At 64.7% G+C, this 20,751-nt stretch carries 18 protein-coding genes; 9 read left to right on the top strand and 9 right to left on the bottom strand.

From position 1 onward, the window contains the following. Nucleotides 1-34: 34 nt before the first annotated feature. The 4 genes from lgt (at nucleotide 35) to ENE74_RS03895 (ending at nucleotide 4,188) form a co-directional block, all read left to right on the top strand. Nucleotides 35-901 carry a prolipoprotein diacylglyceryl transferase gene (lgt, locus tag ENE74_RS03910; RefSeq protein WP_127689295.1) on the top strand — a complete coding sequence of 289 codons (867 nt, stop codon included), beginning with the start codon at nucleotides 35-37 and terminating at the stop codon, nucleotides 899-901. Continuing rightward, on the top strand, nucleotides 891-1,976 hold the full coding sequence (locus tag ENE74_RS03905; RefSeq protein WP_127689294.1) for a class I SAM-dependent methyltransferase: 1,086 nt from the start codon (nucleotides 891-893) through the stop codon (nucleotides 1,974-1,976). The genes lgt and ENE74_RS03905 overlap by 11 nt, the downstream gene beginning before the upstream one ends. Next, complete coding sequence (gene pgeF / locus ENE74_RS03900; protein ID WP_127689293.1) at nucleotides 1,973-2,737, top strand: peptidoglycan editing factor PgeF; 765 nt, start codon at nucleotides 1,973-1,975, stop codon at nucleotides 2,735-2,737. Before ENE74_RS03905 ends, pgeF begins: the two co-directional genes overlap by 4 nt. Nucleotides 2,738-2,841: 104 nt before the next feature. Then, a complete protein-coding gene (locus tag ENE74_RS03895) occupies nucleotides 2,842-4,188 on the top strand; it encodes a cystathionine gamma-synthase family protein (protein ID WP_127689292.1) in 1,347 nt (448 codons plus the stop codon). Between the two features lie 14 nt (nucleotides 4,189-4,202). Here the strand turns inward: ENE74_RS03895 and ENE74_RS03890 are convergent, their stop codons facing one another. Continuing rightward, nucleotides 4,203-5,747, bottom strand: a complete 1,545-nt coding sequence (locus ENE74_RS03890; RefSeq protein WP_127689291.1) for a hypothetical protein — start codon at nucleotides 5,745-5,747, stop codon at nucleotides 4,203-4,205. A 125-nt stretch (nucleotides 5,748-5,872) separates the two neighbouring features. On the opposite strand from ENE74_RS03890, the gene ENE74_RS03885 reads away from it, so the two are divergent. Together ENE74_RS03885 and ENE74_RS03880 are read left to right on the top strand one after the other, a co-directional pair. Then, nucleotides 5,873-6,937, top strand: coding sequence for a D-alanine--D-alanine ligase family protein (locus tag ENE74_RS03885; protein WP_127689290.1), 1,065 nt, complete (start codon nucleotides 5,873-5,875; stop codon nucleotides 6,935-6,937). Then, entirely contained in the window at nucleotides 6,937-7,800 is an 864-nt protein-coding gene (locus ENE74_RS03880; protein ID WP_127689562.1) for an NTP transferase domain-containing protein, read from the top strand. Before ENE74_RS03885 ends, ENE74_RS03880 begins: the two co-directional genes overlap by 1 nt. Before the next feature lie 3 nt (nucleotides 7,801-7,803). Here ENE74_RS03880 and ENE74_RS03875 read toward each other — a convergent pair whose 3' ends face one another. Then, a complete protein-coding gene (locus ENE74_RS03875) occupies nucleotides 7,804-8,919 on the bottom strand; it encodes a helix-turn-helix domain-containing protein (protein ID WP_127689289.1) in 1,116 nt (371 codons plus the stop codon). Between the two features lie 308 nt (nucleotides 8,920-9,227). Between ENE74_RS03875 and ENE74_RS03870 the strand changes: the two genes are divergently transcribed. After that, nucleotides 9,228-10,337 (top strand): aspartyl protease family protein, encoded by a 1,110-nt coding sequence (locus ENE74_RS03870; protein ID WP_241241808.1) that lies wholly within the window; start codon nucleotides 9,228-9,230, stop codon nucleotides 10,335-10,337. Here the strand turns inward: ENE74_RS03870 and trhO are convergent. Beyond that, nucleotides 10,328-11,152, bottom strand: a complete 825-nt coding sequence (trhO, locus tag ENE74_RS03865) for an oxygen-dependent tRNA uridine(34) hydroxylase TrhO (protein ID WP_127689288.1) — start codon at nucleotides 11,150-11,152, stop codon at nucleotides 10,328-10,330. The genes ENE74_RS03870 and trhO overlap by 10 nt on opposite strands. Before the next feature lie 65 nt (nucleotides 11,153-11,217). On the opposite strand from trhO, the gene pdeM reads away from it, so the two are divergent. Together pdeM and ENE74_RS03855 are read left to right on the top strand one after the other, a co-directional pair. Continuing rightward, on the top strand, nucleotides 11,218-11,919 hold the full coding sequence (pdeM, locus tag ENE74_RS03860) for a ligase-associated DNA damage response endonuclease PdeM (protein ID WP_127689287.1): 702 nt from the start codon (nucleotides 11,218-11,220) through the stop codon (nucleotides 11,917-11,919). A 183-nt stretch (nucleotides 11,920-12,102) separates the two neighbouring features. Further along, entirely contained in the window at nucleotides 12,103-14,937 is a 2,835-nt protein-coding gene (locus tag ENE74_RS03855; protein WP_127689286.1) for a TonB-dependent receptor, read from the top strand. An 87-nt stretch (nucleotides 14,938-15,024) separates the two neighbouring features. Here ENE74_RS03855 and ENE74_RS03850 read toward each other — a convergent pair whose 3' ends face one another. From ENE74_RS03850 to cyoB, 6 genes are read right to left on the bottom strand one after another with little or no spacing between them, the layout of a single operon-like run. After that, complete coding sequence (locus ENE74_RS03850; protein WP_127689285.1) at nucleotides 15,025-15,597, bottom strand: response regulator transcription factor; 573 nt, start codon at nucleotides 15,595-15,597, stop codon at nucleotides 15,025-15,027. Beyond that, nucleotides 15,587-16,954, bottom strand: coding sequence for an ATP-binding protein (locus tag ENE74_RS03845; protein ID WP_127689284.1), 1,368 nt, complete (start codon nucleotides 16,952-16,954; stop codon nucleotides 15,587-15,589). The genes ENE74_RS03850 and ENE74_RS03845 overlap by 11 nt, the downstream gene beginning before the upstream one ends. Then, the gene (locus ENE74_RS03840; RefSeq protein WP_127689283.1) at nucleotides 16,951-17,703 is read right to left on the bottom strand and encodes an SURF1 family protein; all 753 of its coding nucleotides are present in this window, start codon (nucleotides 17,701-17,703) and stop codon (nucleotides 16,951-16,953) included. The genes ENE74_RS03845 and ENE74_RS03840 overlap by 4 nt, the downstream gene beginning before the upstream one ends. 30 nt (nucleotides 17,704-17,733) lie before the next feature. Next, a complete protein-coding gene (gene cyoD, locus ENE74_RS03835; RefSeq protein ID WP_127689282.1) occupies nucleotides 17,734-18,102 on the bottom strand; it encodes a cytochrome o ubiquinol oxidase subunit IV in 369 nt (122 codons plus the stop codon). Further along, nucleotides 18,099-18,731, bottom strand: a complete 633-nt coding sequence (gene cyoC, locus ENE74_RS03830; protein WP_127689281.1) for a cytochrome o ubiquinol oxidase subunit III — start codon at nucleotides 18,729-18,731, stop codon at nucleotides 18,099-18,101. Before cyoC ends, cyoD begins: the two co-directional genes overlap by 4 nt. Continuing rightward, nucleotides 18,731-20,749: a cytochrome o ubiquinol oxidase subunit I gene (gene cyoB / locus ENE74_RS03825; protein WP_127689280.1), complete on the bottom strand. Its 2,019-nt coding sequence runs from the start codon at nucleotides 20,747-20,749 to the stop codon at nucleotides 18,731-18,733. The genes cyoC and cyoB overlap by 1 nt, the downstream gene beginning before the upstream one ends. Nucleotides 20,750-20,751: the final 2 nt, after the last annotated feature.

The following is a 20,751-nucleotide window of genomic DNA, read 5'->3' as shown; positions in this document are numbered from 1 at the left end:
CCTTTATGCAGGCGAAAATTACCGGGGAAAAGCCTTGATCGACCTGTTCGCCGCAAACGCCACGGCATACCTGCAATTCGAAAGCCTGGGACTGGACCCGGTTGCCCTGAACCTCGGCTTCTTCACGCTGAAGTGGTACAGCCTTGCCTATCTGGCTGGGATTCTGGTGGGTTACTGGTATCTGCTGAAGCTGATCGCGCAACCCGGTGCGCCCATGGCGCGACGCCATGCCGACGATATGATTTTCTATGCGACGCTGGGCATCATCATCGGCGGACGCCTCGCCTATGTGGTCTTCTACCAGCCTGCGATTCTGGCGAATCCGGCCGACATCTTCAAATTGTGGAATGGCGGCATGTCGTTTCACGGCGGCGTGATCGGGGTGACCTGCGGCATTCTCTATCTGGCGCGGAAGGAAGGGCTGCACTGGCTGCGTGTGCATGATTATGTTGCCTGCTGTGTGCCGTTCGGCCTGTTTTTCGGCCGTCTTGCCAATTTCGTGAACGGCGAATTGTGGGGCAAGGCGACGGACGTACCCTGGGCGATCGTCTTTCCGACCGGCGGCCCCAACCCGCGCCATCCGAGCCAGTTGTACGAGGCCGTGCTGGAAGGCCCGGTGCTGTTCGCCATACTCGCGTGGCTGTTCTGGAAAACGGCCGCGCGCTATCAGCCGGGCAAGCTCGTCGGCACGTTTCTGCTCGGCTATGGCCTTGCCCGTTTCTTTGTCGAGTTCTTCCGCGAAGCCGATGCGCAACTCATGGAGTTCGCGCAGCAGACCGGCCTGCACATGGGCCAGTGGCTGACGATCCCCATGATCGTGGGCGGCCTCTATCTCATTGCCACGGCCAGCGGTCGGCGCGTCCGTATCGAGCCGACGGCGGGAAGCGCCAGTGTCGGATGACGCCGCAACCGTCGTCCCGCTCGCCGAACGCCTGAGGAAGCAGATCGAGGCAGGCGGGCCGATATCCGTCGCACACTATATCGGCGAAGCCAACGCGCATTATTATGCCACGCGCGATCCGATCGGCGCAGCCGGCGATTTCACGACCGCGCCGGAAATCAGCCAGATGTTCGGCGAACTGATTGGCCTGTGCCTTGCGGATATCTGGATCCAGTCTGGGCGCGCCCGCGCGCCGCTCTACGTCGAACTGGGGCCGGGGCGGGGAACATTGGCCAATGACGCGTTGCGGGCGATGCGTGCCGCAGACCTCTTGCCGCAGGTACATCTGATCGAAACCAGCCCTGTGCTGCGGACGCAGCAGAAGAGCCTCCTGCCCGATGCCCAATTCCACGACGATCTGGAAACGCTGCCGCGCGACGCACCCATCTTGGCAGTCGCCAACGAGTTTTTCGACGCACTGCCGACGCGCCAGATCGTCCGCACCGAAAAGGGCTGGCGCGAGCGCGTCGTCATTGCGGGGGATGGCGGCGGCTTCACACCGATCGCGGGCTATCGCGACATGGCGGCCGTGGTGCCCCCGTCGCTCGCCGACGCGCCGGTCGGGTCGATCGTCGAAATCTCGCCCGCCGCTGCCACGGTCGCGATGCTGCTGGCACGGCGGATCGCGCAGCAGGGCGGGGCCGCTATCATTGTAGATTATGGCTATAGCGGCCCCGCGCTGGGCGACAGCCTGCAAGCGGTGCGCAACCACGCCTATGCCGATCCCTTCGTTGGGGTGGGCGAGCATGATCTCACGACTCACGTCGATTTCACGATGATCGGCCATGTCGGTATGCAGGCTGGACTTTCCGTGCTCGGACCTGTGGCGCAAGGGGATTTCCTGCGCGCCCTGGGCATCGATGCGCGTGCCGCGCAACTGGGGCATCGCGCGCCCGATCGGGCGGCGGCGATTGCGGCGGCGCGGGCGCGACTAGTGGAGCCGGAGCAGATGGGCGGCCTGTTCAAGGTGATGGCCTTCGTCCATCCCGACTGGCCGCGACCCGACGGGTTCGGACTGGCAGGGGCGTCGCTATGATCGAACGGCTTACGGCATCGGTGCTGGCGGCTGTGCCGCATGGCTTCCTGGGGCGCAGGGGCGGCGTTTCCACCGGTCTGTATGCCGGGCTGAATGTGGGCCTGGGCTCCGACGATGATCCCGACGCGGTCCGCCGCAACCGTGATCTTGCCCGCGATGCCGTTTTGCCGGGGGCCACGCTGGTGACCGTGCGGCAGGTGCATTCGCCCGATGTGATGCGCGTGACCGGGCCTGTCGGTGATGACGACCGGCCCGAGGCGGACGCGCTGGTGACCGATCGTCCGGGGCTGTTGCTCGGCATATTGACCGCCGATTGCGTGCCGGTGCTGTTTGCCGACGTGCAGGCGGCTGTGGTCGGCGCGGCGCATGCGGGGTGGAAAGGCGTACTGCATGGCGTGACCGACCGGACGCTGGAGGCGATGGAGGCCCTGGGCGCGGACCGGGCACGAATCGCCTGTGCAGTCGGCCCGTGCATCGCGCGCCATTCCTATGAGGTGGGAGAGGATTTCGCCGCACGGTTCGAGACCGCCGATCCGCACAACGAACGGTTTTTCAGCATGGGTCGGCCCGGCCACCGCCTGTTCGACATCGAGGCCTATGTCGTCGCGCGACTGGCGGCTGCGGGCGTTCGTCATATCGAGGCGCTGGGCGAGGATACGTGCAGCCAGCCTGATCGCTTCTTCAGCTACCGCCGGTCCTGCCTGAAGGGCGAAGCGGGCTATGGCCGTCAGATTTCGCTGATCGGGCTTGCGACCGGCTGAGCAATTGGCCGGATCGCATGTGCCCGGGGGCTTGACTATGCGACATATGGTTTCAATAGGAAGTCATTATATTTCGTGAAGCAGCCTAATTGGCGGAGAGGCGCATGATGACCGACGACCGGACGACATCCCCATCCGCACCGACCGAAGCAGAACTGACGGCGGTGCCTGCCTCCCGGCGTCGTGCCAAGCCCGACATACGCGAAATCGGTGGCCGCAAGCTGCGGCCTGCCACGCTGATGATGGGGCACGGCTACGATCCGGCCTTGTCGGAAGGGTCGCTCAAGCCGCCGATCTTCCTCACATCGACCTTCACTTTCGAAAGCGCAGCCGCCGGCAAGCGCCATTTCGAAGGTGTGACGGGCCTGCGTCCCGGCGGGTCGGAGGGTCTGATCTATTCGCGCTTCAATGGTCCCAATCAGGAAATCGCCGAGGACCGGCTGGCCCTGTGGGAAGAGGCAGACGATGCCTTGCTCTTTTCCAGCGGCATGTCGGCGATCGCGACCACGCTGCTTGCCCTGGTGCAGCCGGGTGACGTGATCGTGCATTCCGCGCCGCTCTATGCCGCGACCGAGGGTTTGATCGGCCGCATATTGGGGAAGTTCGGGGTACGCTGGATGGATTTTCCGGCGGGTGCGACAGCGGTGGAAATCGGTGAAGTGATCGAAAGCGCCAAGGCGAAGGGCCGGGTGGCGATGATCTACCTCGAAAGCCCGGCCAATCCGACCAATGTGCTGGTCGATGTCGAGGCGGTAGTCGCGCAGCGCGACTTTCTGTTTGCGGAAGGGGCGGATCGTCCGCCGATCGTGATCGACAACACCTTTCTGGGGCCGTTGTGGCACAAGCCGCTGGCGCATGGAGCGGATCTCGTCGTCTACAGCCTCACCAAATATGCCGGCGGCCACAGCGATCTGGTGGCGGGCGGGGCGCTGGGGCGACAGGCGCTGATCGATCCCATTCGCATGATGCGCAACACTATCGGCACCATTCTCGATCCGCACAGTGCATGGATGCTGCTGCGCAGCCTCGAGACGCTGGAGTTGCGGATGAGCCGGGCCGGAGAAAATGCGGCCAAGGTGTGCGCATGGCTGCGCGATCAGCCGCAGGTGGAGAAAGTCGTGTATCTCGGTTTCCCCTCCGATGCGCGTCAGCAGGATATCTTCGATCGCCACTGCACCGGCGCGGGATCGACCTTTTCGCTCTATCTGAAGGGCGGCGAGACAGAGAGTTTCGCGTTCCTGGATGCGCTGCGGATTGCGAAGCTGGCGGTGAGCCTGGGCGGAACCGAAACGCTCGCAAGCCATCCGGCGGCCATGACACATCTGTCGGTGCCAGCCGAGCGCAAGAAGGCGCTCGACATCGGTGACAATATGGTGCGCATTTCGATAGGCTGCGAGGATGCGGACGATCTGATCGCGGATTTTGCGCAGGCGCTCAAGGCCGTCGACTGACGGGCACACAGAACCTAAAGATTGCCGATGATCCGCATCTTCGTGGCGATCGCATGCATGTCTGCGTCCAGGCGGCTGGCCAGGCTCGCGCCGTCCATCGCCGCAAAGGCCACCATCTGCGGCATGGACAGGCCGATCCGCAAGGTTCCCCCGGTGGTGCCGTCGGCCAGGGTGACGCATCGCACCGGCTGGCCAAGCTTGATCGGCTGTCCGGCGATGGCCTGATTGTCGGTCCCGCAGGCATAGCGCCGCAAGTCCTGCACCAGCATGCGATGGATATGCCCGGCACCGGCAAAATCGATCGGCCGCGCAGCCTGCCCCAGATCGAGCGTGACGAGCGTGCGCATTTCCAGCGGCCGGTCGGGCATCAGGCCGGCCGCGTCACCTGTGGTCGGCGCGAGGCGCGGGGCACCCAGTTGCTCCGTCAGCATGCCGACCGCCGCGTCGAACAGATCGAGCGTGCGACGGATGTCGGCCGCCGTCAGCCGCTGAAACAGTTCCAGCTCGTAAATCGCCGCCTCCAGGCGCAACAGCAACCCCAGGTTCGCGCCATGCGGCAAACTGGCTGCACCGGGCCAGCGGTCGGGCCATTCCGCGCGCAGGAAAATCCGTTCCAGACCGGGCAGGATGCCACTCGACAGGCGTGCCGCCGCCGCCGGGATGAGCGCGATGCCGCTGAACGGCGGTCCGCCCATGAACTTCGATCCGGTCAGGAATATGGTGAGGCCACGGGCCAGATAGGCGGCGATCGCGGCCGGCGCGATCCGGCACTGGCATGCATCGACAACGAAGCTGATGCTTTGACCGAAGCGGCGGCGCAGCGCATCGATATGGGCGAGCGACGGCAGGATCAGGCCAGTCTTCGACCCGTGCACGACATGGACCAGCGGATGGCGTCCGGCATCGATTGCCGCCTGCGCGATGGCCGCAATCTCGATCAATATGTCTTCGGACGGTATCGGCTTGCTGCCCTTATCTCGCAGGCTGACGGTAAACAGGCGGACGGGTGCCTTATCGGCGCGGATAGGATCGCCGCGCGCGACGGCATGGCCGAGCGGCGTCCGGTCGGCATAATGCGCGCCGACGCAGGCCAGCGCGCACCCGCTGCCGACTTCGTCCGCCCCCAGCAGCACCGTGTCGATCCCGCGGATGTCGCGGCGCTGGGCTACGGACAGGCCGATATACTCAAGATCGGTGCCCGACGCGGCAAAAGCGATTTCGGTATCCGTCGGAAGCGCGAGCGCCGTCCGCAAACGGCCACGGAGCGCCTCCAGCGCCTCTGCGTAGCCGTCGCCATCCATCATGAGGTCCGGTGCGAGGGTCGCCAGTCGTCGGCGGATTTCGGCGAGAGCCGGTGCAGATATGTCGTTCGCGGTCGACGAAGAATAAGCGATCGCGCGGCTCGGACGGGGGGCGACCATATACTGGTTGAGGCCGGTTCGCGGGTCGAGTGTGATCCGCCGGTCGCCGCCCGTGGTCATTACCTCCGCAATGGCCTGTGGCGAGAGCGGACGCGGACGGGCGGACCTTTGCCGTTCGGCGGTCAGCGTGTCGGCCATGGCGCTGCTCTGTTCCGCATGCGGCAAGCTTATGCGCGGCGCATGACAACGGGATGAAAAACGGATGACAACGGCCGTCATCATAATGCAGCGAAACCATCATATTTCCATGTAAAATGAAGGGAATGACCGCTGCGTTCCCCCCGCTTCGCCCCACCCGCATCCCTGATGACGCGAAGGAGCGGCTGCGGCTGCTGTTCATTGCGAAAAATGCGCGCTGGACCGGCGGATTGCATCCGCAGGACGGTAATCATGCGCTCTATCATCGGGAAATGCGCGAAATCCTGGAAGCCATCGGCCTCCGGCTGCGGATTGCGGAAAGCTATGACGTGCTGTTCGCGCCGCCCGATGTGGATTTTGTCTTTCCGCTGCTCAACAGGGGCGGCTTCCTCAATTCCGAAATGCTGCTGCCGCTGCTGTGCACCCGCCATGGCCTGCCGTTTCTGGGCGCCAGTCCCATCCTGCGCGGCCTGTCCGACGACAAGCATCTGACCAAGCTGGAGGCGGCGGCGCGTCATGTGCCGACGGCCGAATGGACGGTCTTTCGGCGCGGCGCCCCGGTCGATCCCGCGCGCTGTCCGGGTGGGGACCGGCTCGTCATCAAACCGAACGCATCGTCTGCATCCTGGGGGATTCGCGATGCGTTCGACTGGGCAGGCGTGGCCGAGGCGGTGGCGCATATCCATGCCGAGGGCCATGACGCGATCGTCGAGCCATTTCTGACCGGCAGCGATGTCGAGGTGCCCGTAATCACCGTCAATGGCCGCCCGCATATCATGCCGATGATGATGTTCGAACAGGCGGACCCGACGCATCTGCGCACCTATCAGGAAAAGCGCGATCTGGTGGACCGCAGCCAGAAATATCGTCTGGTGCCCTTCGACGATCCGGCGCTGGTGGCCCGGATCACCGACCTGACTCATCGGATGATCGGCATTTTCGCGCCGTTCGACTATGGCCGGTTCGAGTTTCGGGTCGATGTGACGCGCGGCGAGATCGACTTTCTCGAAGTCAATCTGAACTGTAACCTGTGGTCGCAAAAAGTGTTCGGCCGTTCGGCGACGCTCGCCGGGCTGAGCCAGGCCGATCTGATCGAGACGATCGTTGCCGAAAGCCTGATACGGCATGGCCTGTGTGGACGGCATGAAATGGCGGCGGCCGGCACCGCGGCCATGTCGACGGCGGCATGATGACCAGCCACAGGCCGCAAGGCGAGGGTCGCCGTCCGATAACCGTGCTGGTGCTGGCGGCGCAGCGCGACGGGGTGATCGATCCGCTCGCGGCGCGATTCGGGGTCAGCCACAAATGCCTGGTGCCGCTGTGCGACCAGCCGCTGATCGCCCATGTCCTGCTGGCGGTGGCGGCCGCACCGCAGATGCAGCGCATTCTGGTTTCGATCGACGATCCGGCGGTGCTCGATGGGGTCGATGTCGTGCAAAGGCTGATGGCCCAAGGGCGCCTGCGCATCGTGCAGGCGCAGCCGAGCCTTGCCGACAGCGTGCTGCATGCTGCCGATGCCGCCGATTTCCCGTTGCTCATCACCACGGCCGACAATGCGCTGTTCACGCCCGAAGCCATCACCACGATGCAGGACAGCATGGATGCCCACGCCGCCGCCATCGGTGCGGCCTTTGCCCGCAAGGATGCAGTCCTGACCGCGCATCCCGAAGGCCAGCGGCGCTTCTATCGCTTCGCCGACGACAGCTACTCGAACTGCAACTGCTATTGGATCGGCGGGCGCGAGGCGCTGGCCGCCGCCAACATCTTTCGTGAAGGCGGGCAGTTCGCCAAGCATCCCGCGCGCCTTGCCCGCTCCTTCGGTATCGTCAACCTCATCCTGTTCCGGCTGGGCATAGGCACCTTGCAGCAATCCTTCGCGCGCTTCTCCCGCCGACTGCGGCTGCGGCTGGAGCCGGTGGTGTTCCAGGACGGCGCGCTGGCCATCGATGTCGATAATGACCGTACCTATGCCATCGTCGAGGACATCCTGAAGTTGCGGAAGTTGCGGCGTTGCAACCCGCAGATTTCCGCCATTTCCAACATCGCAGCCTGATTTTCACGCCGATCCCTCACGCCGGGCGCGGCGGCTGGCCCCATACCAGCGTTGCATGGCCTCTGCGGCATCGTCGGACAGTGCGATGAAGACGCGGCGGCCGTCGAGAGGGTCCGGCCTGCGTTCGAAAATGCCGCGCCCGGTCAGATCGCGGATCCAGCGGAGCGCGGTGGTCGGCGGCACGGCGGACGCGATGCACAGGCTCGATACCGACACGCGTTCTCCGGCCAGCCGGGCCGCCATCAGATCCAGCATCATGTCCCATGCCGGATCCCCGAACAGGTCGTCGCCGAAGAACTGGTCGCGCAGCCGGCGTGAGCGCAACAAATCCCGCACGGTCTGCGCCGTCATCCGTTCCTCGCCCTCGGCACCCTGCGCAGGCGAAGACACTATCGGCCAGCCCGGTGCATGCGGCGGATTATAAGCGGCGTTGCGATCCCGCACGGCGCCGTCCGCCCTGCCATTGCCGCCGTGCGCCTTGCCAAAGTCCCCGGCGAGACCCGCACGCAGTTGATCCAGCGTCCGGGCGAGCCGTTCAACGTCCTCGCTCAACCGTTGCAGGCGATTGTTGTCGCTTTCGCGTCCGACATCGTGCAGCGCCATGGTGCGCCGCTTGCCCCTGCAGGCGAGGGCGAATGCCGCCGCCCAGTCGGCATCATCCGGCGCGCAAAGCCACTGAACGGTATCGTCGAGCAGACCGTGGGCCGCGAGTGCGGAAAATGTCGCGTCCAGTGCATCCTGTGGCGTTGCCAGGATCAGCCGACTGTCGCCGTCGGTGACCATCGCCGCCACCTGCGGCAGAAGAACGCGCAGATCCAGGGTATCGGCCGCATCGAGCAGGATGATATCGACGTCGGCGATCCGCGTCAGACGGTCGCTGGCCTGCGCGAGGCTGACGCTGCCCAATTGCCGCGCACCGAAGCCTTCGGCCAGTGCCGCGAACCGGGGATGCGCTGCCGGGTCGGCGATGACCAGCATGGACGGCCGCCGATCCTGCATCCATTCCGGTGCGGACTGAACGAGCCGGTCGGCCCATGTCACCATCGTCGGTTCCGCAGAAAGACTATCGATCGCTTCCAAAGCGCCCGCATGGGCGAAGGCCATGATTTCATGCGTCATTTGATCCCCCTGTGCAGTGTTTGTTCTTCACTCCATGCGGCAAAGCCGACGCGCCGTCCTGCCAGTTTGCAACCATAATGGATCAAACTGCCCATCCCGGCCTCTGTGCGTCGGCAACATCCGCCTGGCTGCTTTATCGATCCGGCGCATATCCTCCGAAATGGAGCATGTTCCTTATATGTTCTGAATTGCGATGTCGAGCCGGATAATGATCGGCCCACGCCGAGGCTCATCTGTACCATGGTTTGCCTGTCACGATGCGTTGCTGGCGCAGGCCCCCTCGACCGCTCAGGCCAGCGGATCGACGCATGGATCGCGGCGCAACAGCGGGCCGTGGCGCGCGCGATAGACGATCGAGCGGCCGATTGAGCAGCGGCGGCCATGGTGCTATTGTAGAAGGCGTCGAGACACGGCCCGCTGCACATGCGATGGCCGGTTCGGGGAGAGTGACGATGGCGAACGCCTGGCGCAGCGCGATGACCTCCATAGCGGTGTTGGTTGCCGTGCCCTGTTTCGCGCAGGATCATGGCGATGGCGCGGCGCTCGATCCCGCCGATCCGCCCGCTGTGGTTCGCACCGGCACGGACACCGATGACCGTGTGACAGTGCCCATCCGCATATCGGACACGGGGCCTTATGCCTTCGTCGTCGACACCGGATCGCAGCGGACCGTCATCTCGCGGGAACTGGCCGATCGCCTCGCGCTGGTCGCCGATGCCACGGTGCGGGTGATGAGCATGACCGGCAGCAGCGACGTCAGCACGGTGATCGTGCCGCATCTCTCCTTCGGCAGCAGCCATATCCGCGACATCCAGGCCCCGGTCTTTGCTGGCGAACATCTGGGGGCGGAGGGGTTGCTGGGTCTCGATGGCCTTCAGTCCAAGCGGCTCGTCCTCAATTTCCGCACCGGCCGGATGGAAATCGGCCCCAGCCGCCGACGTCGGGGCAGCGACGAGGCGGACGCCATCGTCGTCACCGCGCGCAGCAAGCTTGGCCAGCTCATCCTGCTCAATTCGACGGCCGACGGGCAGCGGGTCAACGTCATCCTCGATACCGGGGCGGAATATAGCGTGGGCAATGCCGCCCTGCTGCGCAAGCTGACGCGCAAGCGCAAGGATCGCTTCGTCGGTACTGCAACGATGACGAGCGTGACGGGCGACACGCTGGTCGGCCAATGGGGCATGATCGACGAAGTGAAGATGGGCAACCTTACCATGTCCGACCTGCCCGTCGTCTTTGCGGAGGCGGCACCCTTTGCCGAACTGGGCCTGTCGGATAAGCCCGCGCTGCTGCTCGGCATCAATGCGCTGCGGGTGTTTGCGCGAGTGGCCATCGACTTCGGCGCGAAAAGCGTCGATTTCCTCCTGCCCGAGCAGGTTGCCCTGCCGAACCGGCAACTGGCCGCGCTTCAGCCCTGAGAGGTGCAGGCGTGCGGCCCGCCGGGGCGCACCGCCGCACCGCAGTCGCGGCAGAGCACATGATCGCCAGGGCGCAGGCCATGGCCGACCGCGACGCGTTCGTCGAACACGAAACAGTCGCCTTGCCACAGGCTCTCGGCTTCGGGCACTTCCTCCAGATAGCGCAGGATGCCGCCCCTTAGATGATAGACCTCGTCGATCCCGCGCGCGCGGGCATAGGCGGTGGATTTTTCACAGCGGATGCCGCCGGTGCAGAACATGGCGACTTTCGGGCGGCGGCCCTGCGCGGCGAGATCGGCGGCAAAGGCATCGAACCAGGCGGGAAAGGCGCTGAAGCTGGCGGTGCCGGGGTCGATCGCGCCCGCAAAGCTGCCGATCGCGACTTCATAGGCGTTGCGCGTATCGATCAGGATCGTGTCGGGGTCCGCGATCAGCGCGTTCCAGTCGGCCGGATCGACATAAGTGCCCGCATGCCGCGCGGGATCGAGACCGGCGTGCCCCATGGTCACGATCTCCCGCTTCACCCGCACCTTCATCCGCCCGAACGGCATGCGATCAGTCTGCGCATATTTGACGTCGAGATCCTGGCAATCGGGCAAGCTGCGGATATGCGCGATCACCTGCGCAATTCCGTCAGCAGGCCCGGCGATCGTGCCGTTGATCCCTTCGCGCGCGAGCAGCAGCGTGCCGCGCACATCTTCGGCTTCGCACAGGGCGAGCAGCGGCATGCGGATTGCCCCCGGATCGGGGAAATCGGCAAAGCGATACAGCGCGGCAACGGTAAAGGGTTCGGATTGCGGGGCGGGGCCAGACATGGCGGCGCTATAATCGACCCATCGCACAGTTGAAACCCTGCGTCAGTCACGCCATAGCAGAGCGCATGGTTCCTGTTTCGTTCGCCGGACATGACATGCACATCCTGCCGCGTGGCGCGCTGTTCTGGCCGCGCCGCAACGCGGTGCTGATCGCCGATCTCCATTTCGAGAAGGCAAGCTGGTATGCGCGGTCGGGCCAGATGCTCCCCCCCTATGACAGTATGGCGACGTTGGAAGCGATAGAGGCGCTGCTGGATGCGACCGGCGCGCGCGAAATCTGGTGCCTGGGGGACAGTTTTCACGACAGCGACGGTCCCTCCCGACTGCCCGCCGATGTGCGGATGCGGCTGGCGGCGCTGACCCGGCACCATATGTGGACCTGGGTGACAGGCAATCATGATGCCGCGCTGGCCCGGCGGCTCGATCATGCAGCGCTGGGCGGACGGGTGGTCACCGAGGCGCTGGTCGATGGCATCATGTTGCGGCACGAGGCTGTGGCGGCGGACGGCCAGCCGGAGATTTCCGGGCATTTCCATCCCAAGCTGCGTCTGTCGCTGCGCGGTCGGCATGTCGGACGTCCCTGTTTCGTGATGGGCGTCACGCGCCTGATCCTGCCCGCGTTCGGCGCGCTGACCGGCGGGCTGGATGCGGGCCATCCGCAGATTCGCGCGCTTGTGGGGGACGGTGCCGAGGCGCTGCTGGCGACTGAAGACAGGCTGCTGCGGTTTCCGCTGGCCGGTGCCCTGTCGCGTTGCGGCATAATCTGACAGCCCGAGGGTGACGGTACGGAATGCGTCCGTGGTGCGGTGCAGCACCATACCGACTGTTGTATAATGGTCGCAGGCTCCCAAGAATCCGTGCGTCTCTTGCCATACCCGGTATAAAATCCTAGGATCGCTGCCATCGAACGACGTGGCGTCACAGCCACGCAGACAAGAGAGGGTGCCCCGATGAACAAGACGCTTTGGTTGCAAACCGCCGGAGCGGCAGCGTTGATGACTGTCGCCATTTGCCCCGCACAGGCGCAGGATGCCGTGCCGCAGGGCGACGCCCCGCAAGCGGAAGCGGCCGGCGGGAACGAGAGTGACATCATCGTCACCGCAACGCGGCGCGCCAGCCCCCTGTCCGACGTGCCGATTGCCGTTTCGGCCGTGACGGCGCAGTCGCTCCAGAACAGCGGCGCAAGCGATATCCGTCAGCTCAACCAGCTTGCCCCGTCGCTGCTCGTTTCCTCGACGGGCACCGAGGCGAACGGGTCCGCGCGCATCCGCGGCATCGGCACGGTCGGCGACAATCCGGGCCTGGAAAGCTCGGTGGCGGTGTTCATCGACGGCGTATACCGCTCGCGCACCGGCGCGGGTCTCAACGAGCTGGGTGAGATCGAGCGCGTCGAAGTGCTGCGCGGGCCGCAGGGCACGCTGTTCGGCCGCAATGCGTCGGCCGGTCTGCTCAACATCGTGAGCAAGAAGCCCGAGTTCGAACTGGGCGGCAATGCCGAGATCACCTATGGCAATTACGACTACTGGCGTCTGGCAGGCCGCATCACCGGCCCGATCACCGAGACGATCGCCGCCAGCATCGACGGCGTCTGGTCAAAGCGGGACGGCTTTTTCAAGCTGGTGGACGGCACCGGCAATCAGGTTGGCGAAACGAACAATCGCGATCGCTATTTCCTGCGCGGCCAGTTGCTGCTGGAGCCCAATGACGCGCTGTCGGTCCGCCTGATCGGCGATTATACCAACCGTGACGAAAGCTGCTGCGGCGCGGCCTATATCGAAACGCGGGAACGGCGCCCGGCCGGTGGCGAGAGTTTCACCGTCGCGCCGTTCAATCGCATCGTTTCGATCCTTCAGGGGCAAGGCGGCATCTTCCCCGCCGACCCCTATGACCGTGAACTGAGCATCACGGCGGGCCGCAATTATGTCAGCAAGCTGAAGGACTGGGGCGTTTCGGGCGAGCTGAATTATGATTTCGGCGGCGCGACGCTGACCAGCATCACCGCCTATCGCGACTACAAGAGCCAGGATTACGGCGATTACGACTATGGGACCGCCGATCTGCTCTATCGCGATCCGGGCACGTTCCGCCAGTTCAAGACCTTCACGCAGGAATTGCGTCTGCAAGGGTCGGCCTTCTCCGACAAGCTCGACTGGTTGATCGGCGGCTATTTCGCCAATGAGAAGCTGACATTGCGCGACAATATCCGCTTCGGGGCCGATTACGGCCGGTTCGCCGCCTGCCGCCTGATGGCCGGGTCCGGAGTGAACAGCAACTTCACGTCGGCGCAGCTGGCCGCCTGTTCCAGCGGGGCGGCGACCACCCCCCTGATTGCCGCGACGCAGGGGAACCTCAACAGCGGGCTGACCGCCGCGTTCATCGGTGCGGGTCTTTCTCCCGCCGCGGCCGCAGGGCAGGCCGGAGCGATCTCGACCGGGCTGGGCAATGGCCTGCGCGCGCTGGCCGCCCTTCCCAGCGGCACGGGCGACGTGGACAACCGCTATTTCCAGAACAGCCGCAACTGGGCGATCTTCACGCATAACATCGTGCATCTGACCGACCGGCTCGATCTGACGATCGGCCTGCGCTACACGAAGGAGCGCAAGCGGTTCTCGGCGGATCTCAACAACAACAATGCCACCTGCGCCGCGCTGCAGAGCAGCAGCCTGCCGTCGCTTGCGACCAATCCGGCGCTGGGCAGCGCACAGGCACTGGCGGGCGGCATATTGACGCTGGGCTGCCTGGGCAACAGCAGCACCAGCCTGAACGCGCTCGACCTCAACGACCGGTTCAGCGACGGCGAGTTTTCCGGCACCGGCGTGCTGTCGTGGAAGCCGCTCAACAACCTGCTGACCTACGCCAGCTTCTCGCGCGGGTACAAGGCGGGCGGCTATAATCTCGATCGCTTCCAGCTTGGCACCACGGGGACCAACCTGGTTCCGGCGGTCTTCTCGCCGCGTTCCAATGCGGACGTGACGAGCCTGCGCTTCGCGGCGGAAAAGGTCGACGCCTATGAGCTTGGCCTGAAGTTCACCCAGCCCAAATGGAGCATCAATGTCGCCGCCTTCCGGCAGGAGTTCAAGAACTTCCAGCTCAATACCTTCAACGGCACCGGCTTTGTCGTCCAGAATATCAATGGCTGCGATGCCGCGCTGACGACGGGATCGACGGCGGCCGGTGGTGGCCGTTGCGCCAGCGACGATGTGGCGCCCGGCCTGATCAGCCAGGGTGTCGAGCTGGAAATGTCCGCCTCGCCGGTGCGCAACGTGCGTGTTACCGGCGGGCTCACCTATACGCGGGCGAAGTTTGCCAACCGGCTGGTCGGCAGCAGCAACGGGCAGGTGCCGCTCGATCCCGCGCTGTTCCTGCTGCCCGGCAATACCAACTCCAACGCGCCGGAGCTGGTGACGACCGGCAGCTTCGCCTGGACGCCGGATATCGGCACCGGCGGCCTGTCCGCGCTGTTCTACATCGACGGGCGTCTAACGAGCGACTATAATACCGGGTCGGACCTGTTCCCCGAAAAGGAACAGGATGGCTTCGCGATCTTCAACGCGCGCGTCGGCATCCGCGGCCCCGACCAGAAATGGGCGGTCGAGTTCTGGGGCCAGAACATCTTCAATACCGACTATACGCAGGTCGCCTTCAGCAGCCCGTTGCAATCAAGCAGCCCGGCGACATCGAGCACCGGCCAGTTCCGGCAGGGTGCGCCGATGGCCAACCAGCTGATCTCGGCCTATCTCGCCGAACCGCGCACCTATGGCATCACGCTGCGCGGCAAGTTCTGACGGACAACGTGCACGGGGCATGAACCGCTCCGTGCGCGCCGGGCGGCTGGGTGCAGCCACCGCCCGGAACGGCATTGCGCTCGGCCCTCAGCGGACCTGCCGCTTCTCCAGCTTGCGGGCCAAAGTCCGGCGATGCATGCCCAGCCGCCGCGCCGTTTCGGAAATGTTGAACCCGGTTTCCGCCAGAGTCTGATGGATGCGCTCCCATTCCAGCGTCTTGATCGAGGTGGGCCGGGTATCGAGCGGCGCGGCGACGTCTCCACCCGCCATGTCGCCCTGCGCCTTGCGGAACGCCGCCTCGATATCGTCGGTGTTCGACGGCTTGGCGAGATAGTGGCAGGCCCCCAGCTTGATCGCCTCCACCGCCGTGGCGATGCTGGCATAGCCGGTCAGCACCACGATCAGCATCGCGGGATCATGCGCGTGCAATGCCTGCACACAGACCAGCCCGGATGCCTGCCCGAGTTTCAGGTCAACCACGGCATAGTGCGGGCTGTGATCGCGCAGCAGCACGCCGAGCGCCTCCGGCTCCGCCGCCGTCAGAACGCTGTAGCCGCGCCGTTCGAACGACCGGCGCAAGGTGCGGGCAAAGGCTTCGTCATCCTCCACGATGACCAGCAGGCGGTCGGGCGGCTGTTCGTTCGGGGGTTCAGCGTCCATCGGGCGCGGCCCTTTCCTGCGGCAGCGCCAGCGCGGCGAGGGGCAAGGTGACGATCACCTCCGCGCCGCCGCCCGCGCGGTTGCGCGCGACCACCGCCCCGCCCAGCTTGCGCATCACATTGACCACCAGAAACAGGCCAAGGCCTGCACCGGGGCGGCTCTTGGTGGAATAATAAGGCTTGCCGATATTGGCGAGAATGTCCGGCGGAAAGCCGGGACCGGTGTCACGCACGACAATTGCAAGCTGATCCGCCCCAATCTGATCCACCTCGCGCATCACCAGCAGGCTGACGATTCCCGTGGAGGCTTCGAACGCATTGTCGAGCAGATTGTCGATCACCTGCCGGAGCGTTGCGTCCGCCACGATCGCCATGTCCGCGCCGAAGCGGTTGTCATAATGCAGGTCGGCATAGGGCCGGGTGATCCGCCATTGCGCCACCAGCGCCTCAAAAAAGCCATAGACGGTGGTGGGTTTCGATCCGTCGCTGCGCTCGGCACCGGCGGACAGCAGAATGCCGGTAACGATCGCCTTGCACCGCTGCACCTCCGCCTGCATTTCGGCGACTTCCTGCGCCATGTCGGGGGTCTGGGCGATCTGCGGCATGCGTTGCCAGTCGTTCAGCGCAACCGACAGCGACGCCAGCGGCGTGCCCAGTTCATGCGCCGCGCCGGTGGCGAGCAGGCCGATCCGCACGATATGATCCTGCTCCGCCGCCTGTTGCCGCATATCCGCCAGATAGGCGTCGCGCGCGCGCAGATTGCCGCTGATCCGCGTGACGAACAGCACCAGCAGTACCGCCATCAGCGCGAAACAGGCCCACATGCCCTGCACGTGCAGGCGGAACAGGCTCTGGTCCATGCTGGCGGGCAGGGCGAGCGGACGATAGGCAATCACGAGAAACGCAAAGCACAGGCAGGTGACGGCGACCACGGCCCAGCTCGACCAGCGGTCGAGGAGCACCGACCCCAGCACGACCTGAAGCAGGAACAGCGATACGAACGGGTTGGTCGCACCGCCGCTCATGTAGAGTTGCGCCGTCAGCGCGGCGACATCGAGCAGCAGGGCGGCAAACAGCTCTGCATTCGCAATCCCCCGCCGCCGTCGCAACGCGGCCATGCTGACGAGATTGAGGATCACCAGCGTCATCACCAGCGCCAGCATGGCGCCAAGGGGCAGGCGCACCCCCATGCCATAATGGACGATCAGGATCGTCGCGAGCTGCCCGCCCACGGCCAGCCAGCGCAACTGCACGAGCTGCACCATGTTGCGGTGCCCGGCCGCATCGGGCGAGGCCAGCGACACGACGCCCGTCAGGCTGTCGAGCCGCGCGGCAAGGGAAGGCAAAGCGGCCGTCATCGCCTGAGTTTAGGCGCATGGACGTGCCGACGCCATTCCTCTTTCCCGAACAGAAAGCCGACGACCACAAGCAGGATGGCGAGGCCATACCAGGTGAGCGCATAGACCAGATGATTGTCGGAAAAGACGACGACCGTCAGCCCCGCGACAGGGAGGGCGGGATCGCCGTTCCGGTCGTCGGGTTCGCGTTCGGCATCGATGAAATAGGGTGCGACCGTGCGCAACCCGCGCGCGGCGGCGATCGCTGCGACATCACGCGAATGCCAGCGGTCGGCGGCGGGATCGTTGCGTCGCAGAAAGCCGCCGTTCGGCTCGGTCAGGCGCAGCAGCCCCGTGATCGTGACGGTGCCTGACAGGCGCGGATAATCGCCGCGCCGTTCGGGCGGCACAAAGCCCCGGTTGACGAGGACGGTGAAGCCCTGTTCCGTTTCGAGCGGGGCCATCACCCAATAGCCGCTGCCGAGCGCCGTCACGGCCTGCACCAGCGTATCGCCGTCCGGCCGGAAATGTCCCCGCACGGTCACCCGGCGATAGCCATCGCTTGCGGCCGTGACGGCAGGCCATGCTGCCGGGCCGGGCGCGGTGACCGGCGGCGCGTGGATGCGCGCGTTCACCTGTTCGATCAGCGCCTGTTTCCATGTCCGACGCTGCACCTGCCAGGTGCCCAGCGCGATCAGCCCCACAAACAGCAGCAGCCAGACGCCGCCGACGACGGCCAGCCAACCAGCCGGTCGCGGCGCGCCTGTCACCGTATCTGGCCTGTCACGCTATCTGCCCTGTCACGGTATCTGGCGCATCTCTTGCGCCGTCATCGGCATCATATTGTCGGTAAGGTGATACATGACCCACAGCGACCCGCTGAATGCGATACCCACCAGCACGACGGTGAAGATCAGCGCCATCAGCGTCCACCCGCCTTCAGACTTGCTGCTCATGTGGAGGAAAAAGACCATGTGGACGATGATCTGCACCGCCGCGAAGATCATGATGAGATAGGCCGTCGCCGCAGCGGGCAGCGCCCCGGTCATCACCAGCCAGAAGGGGATGGCCGTCAGCACCACCGACAGTGCGAAGCCGGTCAGATAGCCTTTGCGGCTGCCGTGCGCTTCGACGACATCTTCATGCTCGACATGCGTTTCGGTGCTCATCGCAACATTCCCATCAGATAGACAAAGGTGAACACGCCGATCCAGATGACGTCGAGGAAATGCCAGAACAAGGAGAGGCACATGAGGCGGCGGCGGTTTGCCGCGATCAGCCCCTTGCGCGCCACCTGCACCATCAGCACGACCAGCCAGAGCAGACCGAAAGTGACGTGCAGCCCGTGGGTGCCGACCAGCGTGAAGAAGGCGGAGAGGAAGGCGCTGCGCTGCGGCGTTGCGCCTTCGTGGATCAGATGGCTGAACTCGTACAGTTCGATCCCCAGAAAGGCGAGGCCGAAGAGGCCGGTGACGGCGAGCCAGGCCTGAGTCTGGCCGGCCTTCTTCTCTTCCATCGCCAGCATAGCAAAGCCGTAGGTGATCGAGGAGAACAGCAGCATGGCGGTATTGAGCGCGACCAACGGCAAATCGAACAGGTCGCGCGGCGCGGGCCCGGCGGCATAGTTGCCGCCCAGCACGGCGTAGCAGGCAAACAGGATCGCGAAGATGAGGCAGTCGCTCATCAGATAGATCCAGAAGCCCAGCATGGTGCTGGACCCTTCGGGATGGTCGTGTTCCTCGCGCAGGTAGAACTCGACCGGGGTTTCGGTGTCGGCTTTCAGGGCGCGGGCGGACATCAGCGCGCCTCCGCCATCAGCAGCCGGGTGCGCGCCGCCTCGGTATCGGCGACGGTCTTGGCCGGGATGTGGAAATCCCGCTTGTAATTGAACGTGTGGCCGATCGCGACGAGCAGAATGCCCGCGAACGAGAGACCCGCCAGCCACCAGACATACCAGACCATCGCCGCGCCGAAGACGATGCTGAGACCCGACAGGATGACGCCGGTGCCGGTGTTGCTGGGCATGTGGATCGGCCGGTAGCCATCGAGCGGACGATCATAGCCGCGTGCCTTCATGTCCGACCAGGCATCATTGTCATGCACCACGGGGGTGAAAGCGAAGTTATAGTCGGGCGGCGGCGAGGATGTCGACCATTCGAGCGTGCGGCCTTCCCAGGGGTCGCCGCTGCCGTCGCGCAGCGCATGGCGGTTGCGGAAGCTGACGTAGAACTGGATCAGCATGCAGGCGATGCCGCCTGCGATCATGAACGCACCCAGCGCCGCGACCTGAAACCAGATCTGGTAGGACGGATCGTCGAACACGCGCATCCGGCGCGTGACGCCCATCAGGCCGAGCACATAGAGCGGCATGAACGCGACCCAGAAGCCCACCACCCACAACCAGAAGGACCGCTTGCCCCAGACCGGATCGAGCCGGAAGCCGATTGCCTTGGGCGCCCAGTAATTGATGCCCGCGAACAGGCCGAACAAGACGCCGCCGATGATGACGTTGTGGAAATGCGCTACCAGGAACAGCGAATTGTGCAGGACGAAATCGGCAGGCGGCACGGCCAGCAGCACGCCCGTCATCCCGCCCACCACGAAGGTCAGCATGAAGGCGACGGTCCACATCATCGGCAGTTCGAAACGGATGCGCCCGCGATACATGGTGAAGAGCCAGTTGAAGATCTTCGCCCCCGTCGGGATCGAGATGACCATCGTGGTGATGCCGAAGAAGCTGTTGACGCTGGCACCCGAGCCCATGGTGAAGAAATGGTGCAGCCACACGACATAGGCGAGGATGGTGATGACCACCGTCGCATAGACCATCGAAGTATAGCCGAAGAGCCGTTTGCCCGAGAAAGTCGAGGTGACTTCGGAGAACACGCCGAACAGCGGCAGGATGAGGATGTAGACTTCCGGATGGCCCCATATCCAGATGAGGTTCACGTACATCATCGGGTTGCCGCCGAAATCGTTGGTGAAGAAGTTGGTGCCGACATAGCGGTCGAGCGTCAGCAGCGCGAGCACGGCGGTCAGCACCGGGAAGGACGCGACGATCAGGATGTTGGTGCAGAGCGATGTCCAGGTGAACACCGGCATCTTCATCATGCCCATGCCCGGCGCCCGCATCTTCACGATGGTCGCGATCAGATTGATGCCCGACAGAGTGGTGCCGACGCCTGCCACCTGCAGCCCCCAGATATAATAATCGACGCCGACGCCGGGGCTGTAGCCGATGCCCGACAGCGGCGGATAGGCGAGCCAGCCAGTCGTCGCGAACTCGCCGACGAACAGCGACATCATGATGATCACCGCGCCCGCCGTCGTCATCCAGAAGCTGAAATTGTTGAGGAACGGGAAGGACACATCGCGCGCGCCGATCTGCAGCGGGACGACATAGTTCATGAGGCCGGTCACCAGCGGCATCGCCACGAAGAAGATCATGATCACGCCATGCGCAGTGAACACCTGGTCATAATGATGCGCGTTCAGATAGCCTTCGGAGCCGTTGAAGGCGATCGCCTGTTGCAGCCGCATCATGATCGCGTCGGCAAAGCCGCGCAGCAGCATGATGATCCCCAGGATCATGTACATGATCCCAATCTTCTTATGATCGACGCTGGTGAACCATTCTTTCCAAAGATAGCCCCAGACGCGGTAGTAGGTGAGCGCACCGACCAGCGCCGCACCGCCGAGCGCGACGACGGCGAAGGTGGCGACGACAATCGGTTCGTGCAGCGGGAGCGATTCTAGGGTGAAGCGTCCGAAGATCGGGCTGACGGGAACGAAATCCGCAGCATTGGGCGTATCCATGG

It is taken from the genome of Sphingobium algorifonticola (genome assembly GCF_004005485.1).
Lineage (GTDB): Bacteria > Pseudomonadota > Alphaproteobacteria > Sphingomonadales > Sphingomonadaceae > Sphingobium > Sphingobium algorifonticola.
Note: the sequence above shows the minus strand (reverse complement) of the source record. Positions and strands in the feature narration are given on the sequence as shown.

Bases quoted from the DNA above. Each gene is read 5' to 3' on its own strand.
- ENE74_RS03885 (WP_127689290.1), top strand. From the start codon at position 5,873: ATGACCGCTGCGTTCCCCCCGCTTCGCCCCACCCGCATCCCTGATGAC.
- cyoB (WP_127689280.1), bottom strand. From the start codon at position 20,749: ATGGATACGCCCAATGCTGCGGATTTCGTTCCCGTCAGCCCGATCTTC.
- ENE74_RS03875 (WP_127689289.1), bottom strand. From the start codon at position 8,919: ATGACGCATGAAATCATGGCCTTCGCCCATGCGGGCGCTTTGGAAGCG.
- ENE74_RS03895 (WP_127689292.1), top strand. From the start codon at position 2,842: ATGATGACCGACGACCGGACGACATCCCCATCCGCACCGACCGAAGCA.
- ENE74_RS03845 (WP_127689284.1), bottom strand. From the start codon at position 16,954: ATGACGGCCGCTTTGCCTTCCCTTGCCGCGCGGCTCGACAGCCTGACG.
- cyoD (WP_127689282.1), bottom strand. From the start codon at position 18,102: ATGAGCACCGAAACGCATGTCGAGCATGAAGATGTCGTCGAAGCGCAC.
- pdeM (WP_127689287.1), top strand. From the start codon at position 11,218: ATGGTTCCTGTTTCGTTCGCCGGACATGACATGCACATCCTGCCGCGT.
- trhO (WP_127689288.1), bottom strand. From the start codon at position 11,152: ATGTCTGGCCCCGCCCCGCAATCCGAACCCTTTACCGTTGCCGCGCTG.
- ENE74_RS03890 (WP_127689291.1), bottom strand. From the start codon at position 5,747: ATGGCCGACACGCTGACCGCCGAACGGCAAAGGTCCGCCCGTCCGCGT.
- cyoC (WP_127689281.1), bottom strand. From the start codon at position 18,731: ATGTCCGCCCGCGCCCTGAAAGCCGACACCGAAACCCCGGTCGAGTTC.
- ENE74_RS03850 (WP_127689285.1), bottom strand. From the start codon at position 15,597: ATGGACGCTGAACCCCCGAACGAACAGCCGCCCGACCGCCTGCTGGTC.
- ENE74_RS03870 (WP_241241808.1), top strand. From the start codon at position 9,228: ATGGATCGCGGCGCAACAGCGGGCCGTGGCGCGCGCGATAGACGATCG.
- ENE74_RS03880 (WP_127689562.1), top strand. From the start codon at position 6,937: ATGACCAGCCACAGGCCGCAAGGCGAGGGTCGCCGTCCGATAACCGTG.
- ENE74_RS03855 (WP_127689286.1), top strand. From the start codon at position 12,103: ATGAACAAGACGCTTTGGTTGCAAACCGCCGGAGCGGCAGCGTTGATG.
- pgeF (WP_127689293.1), top strand. From the start codon at position 1,973: ATGATCGAACGGCTTACGGCATCGGTGCTGGCGGCTGTGCCGCATGGC.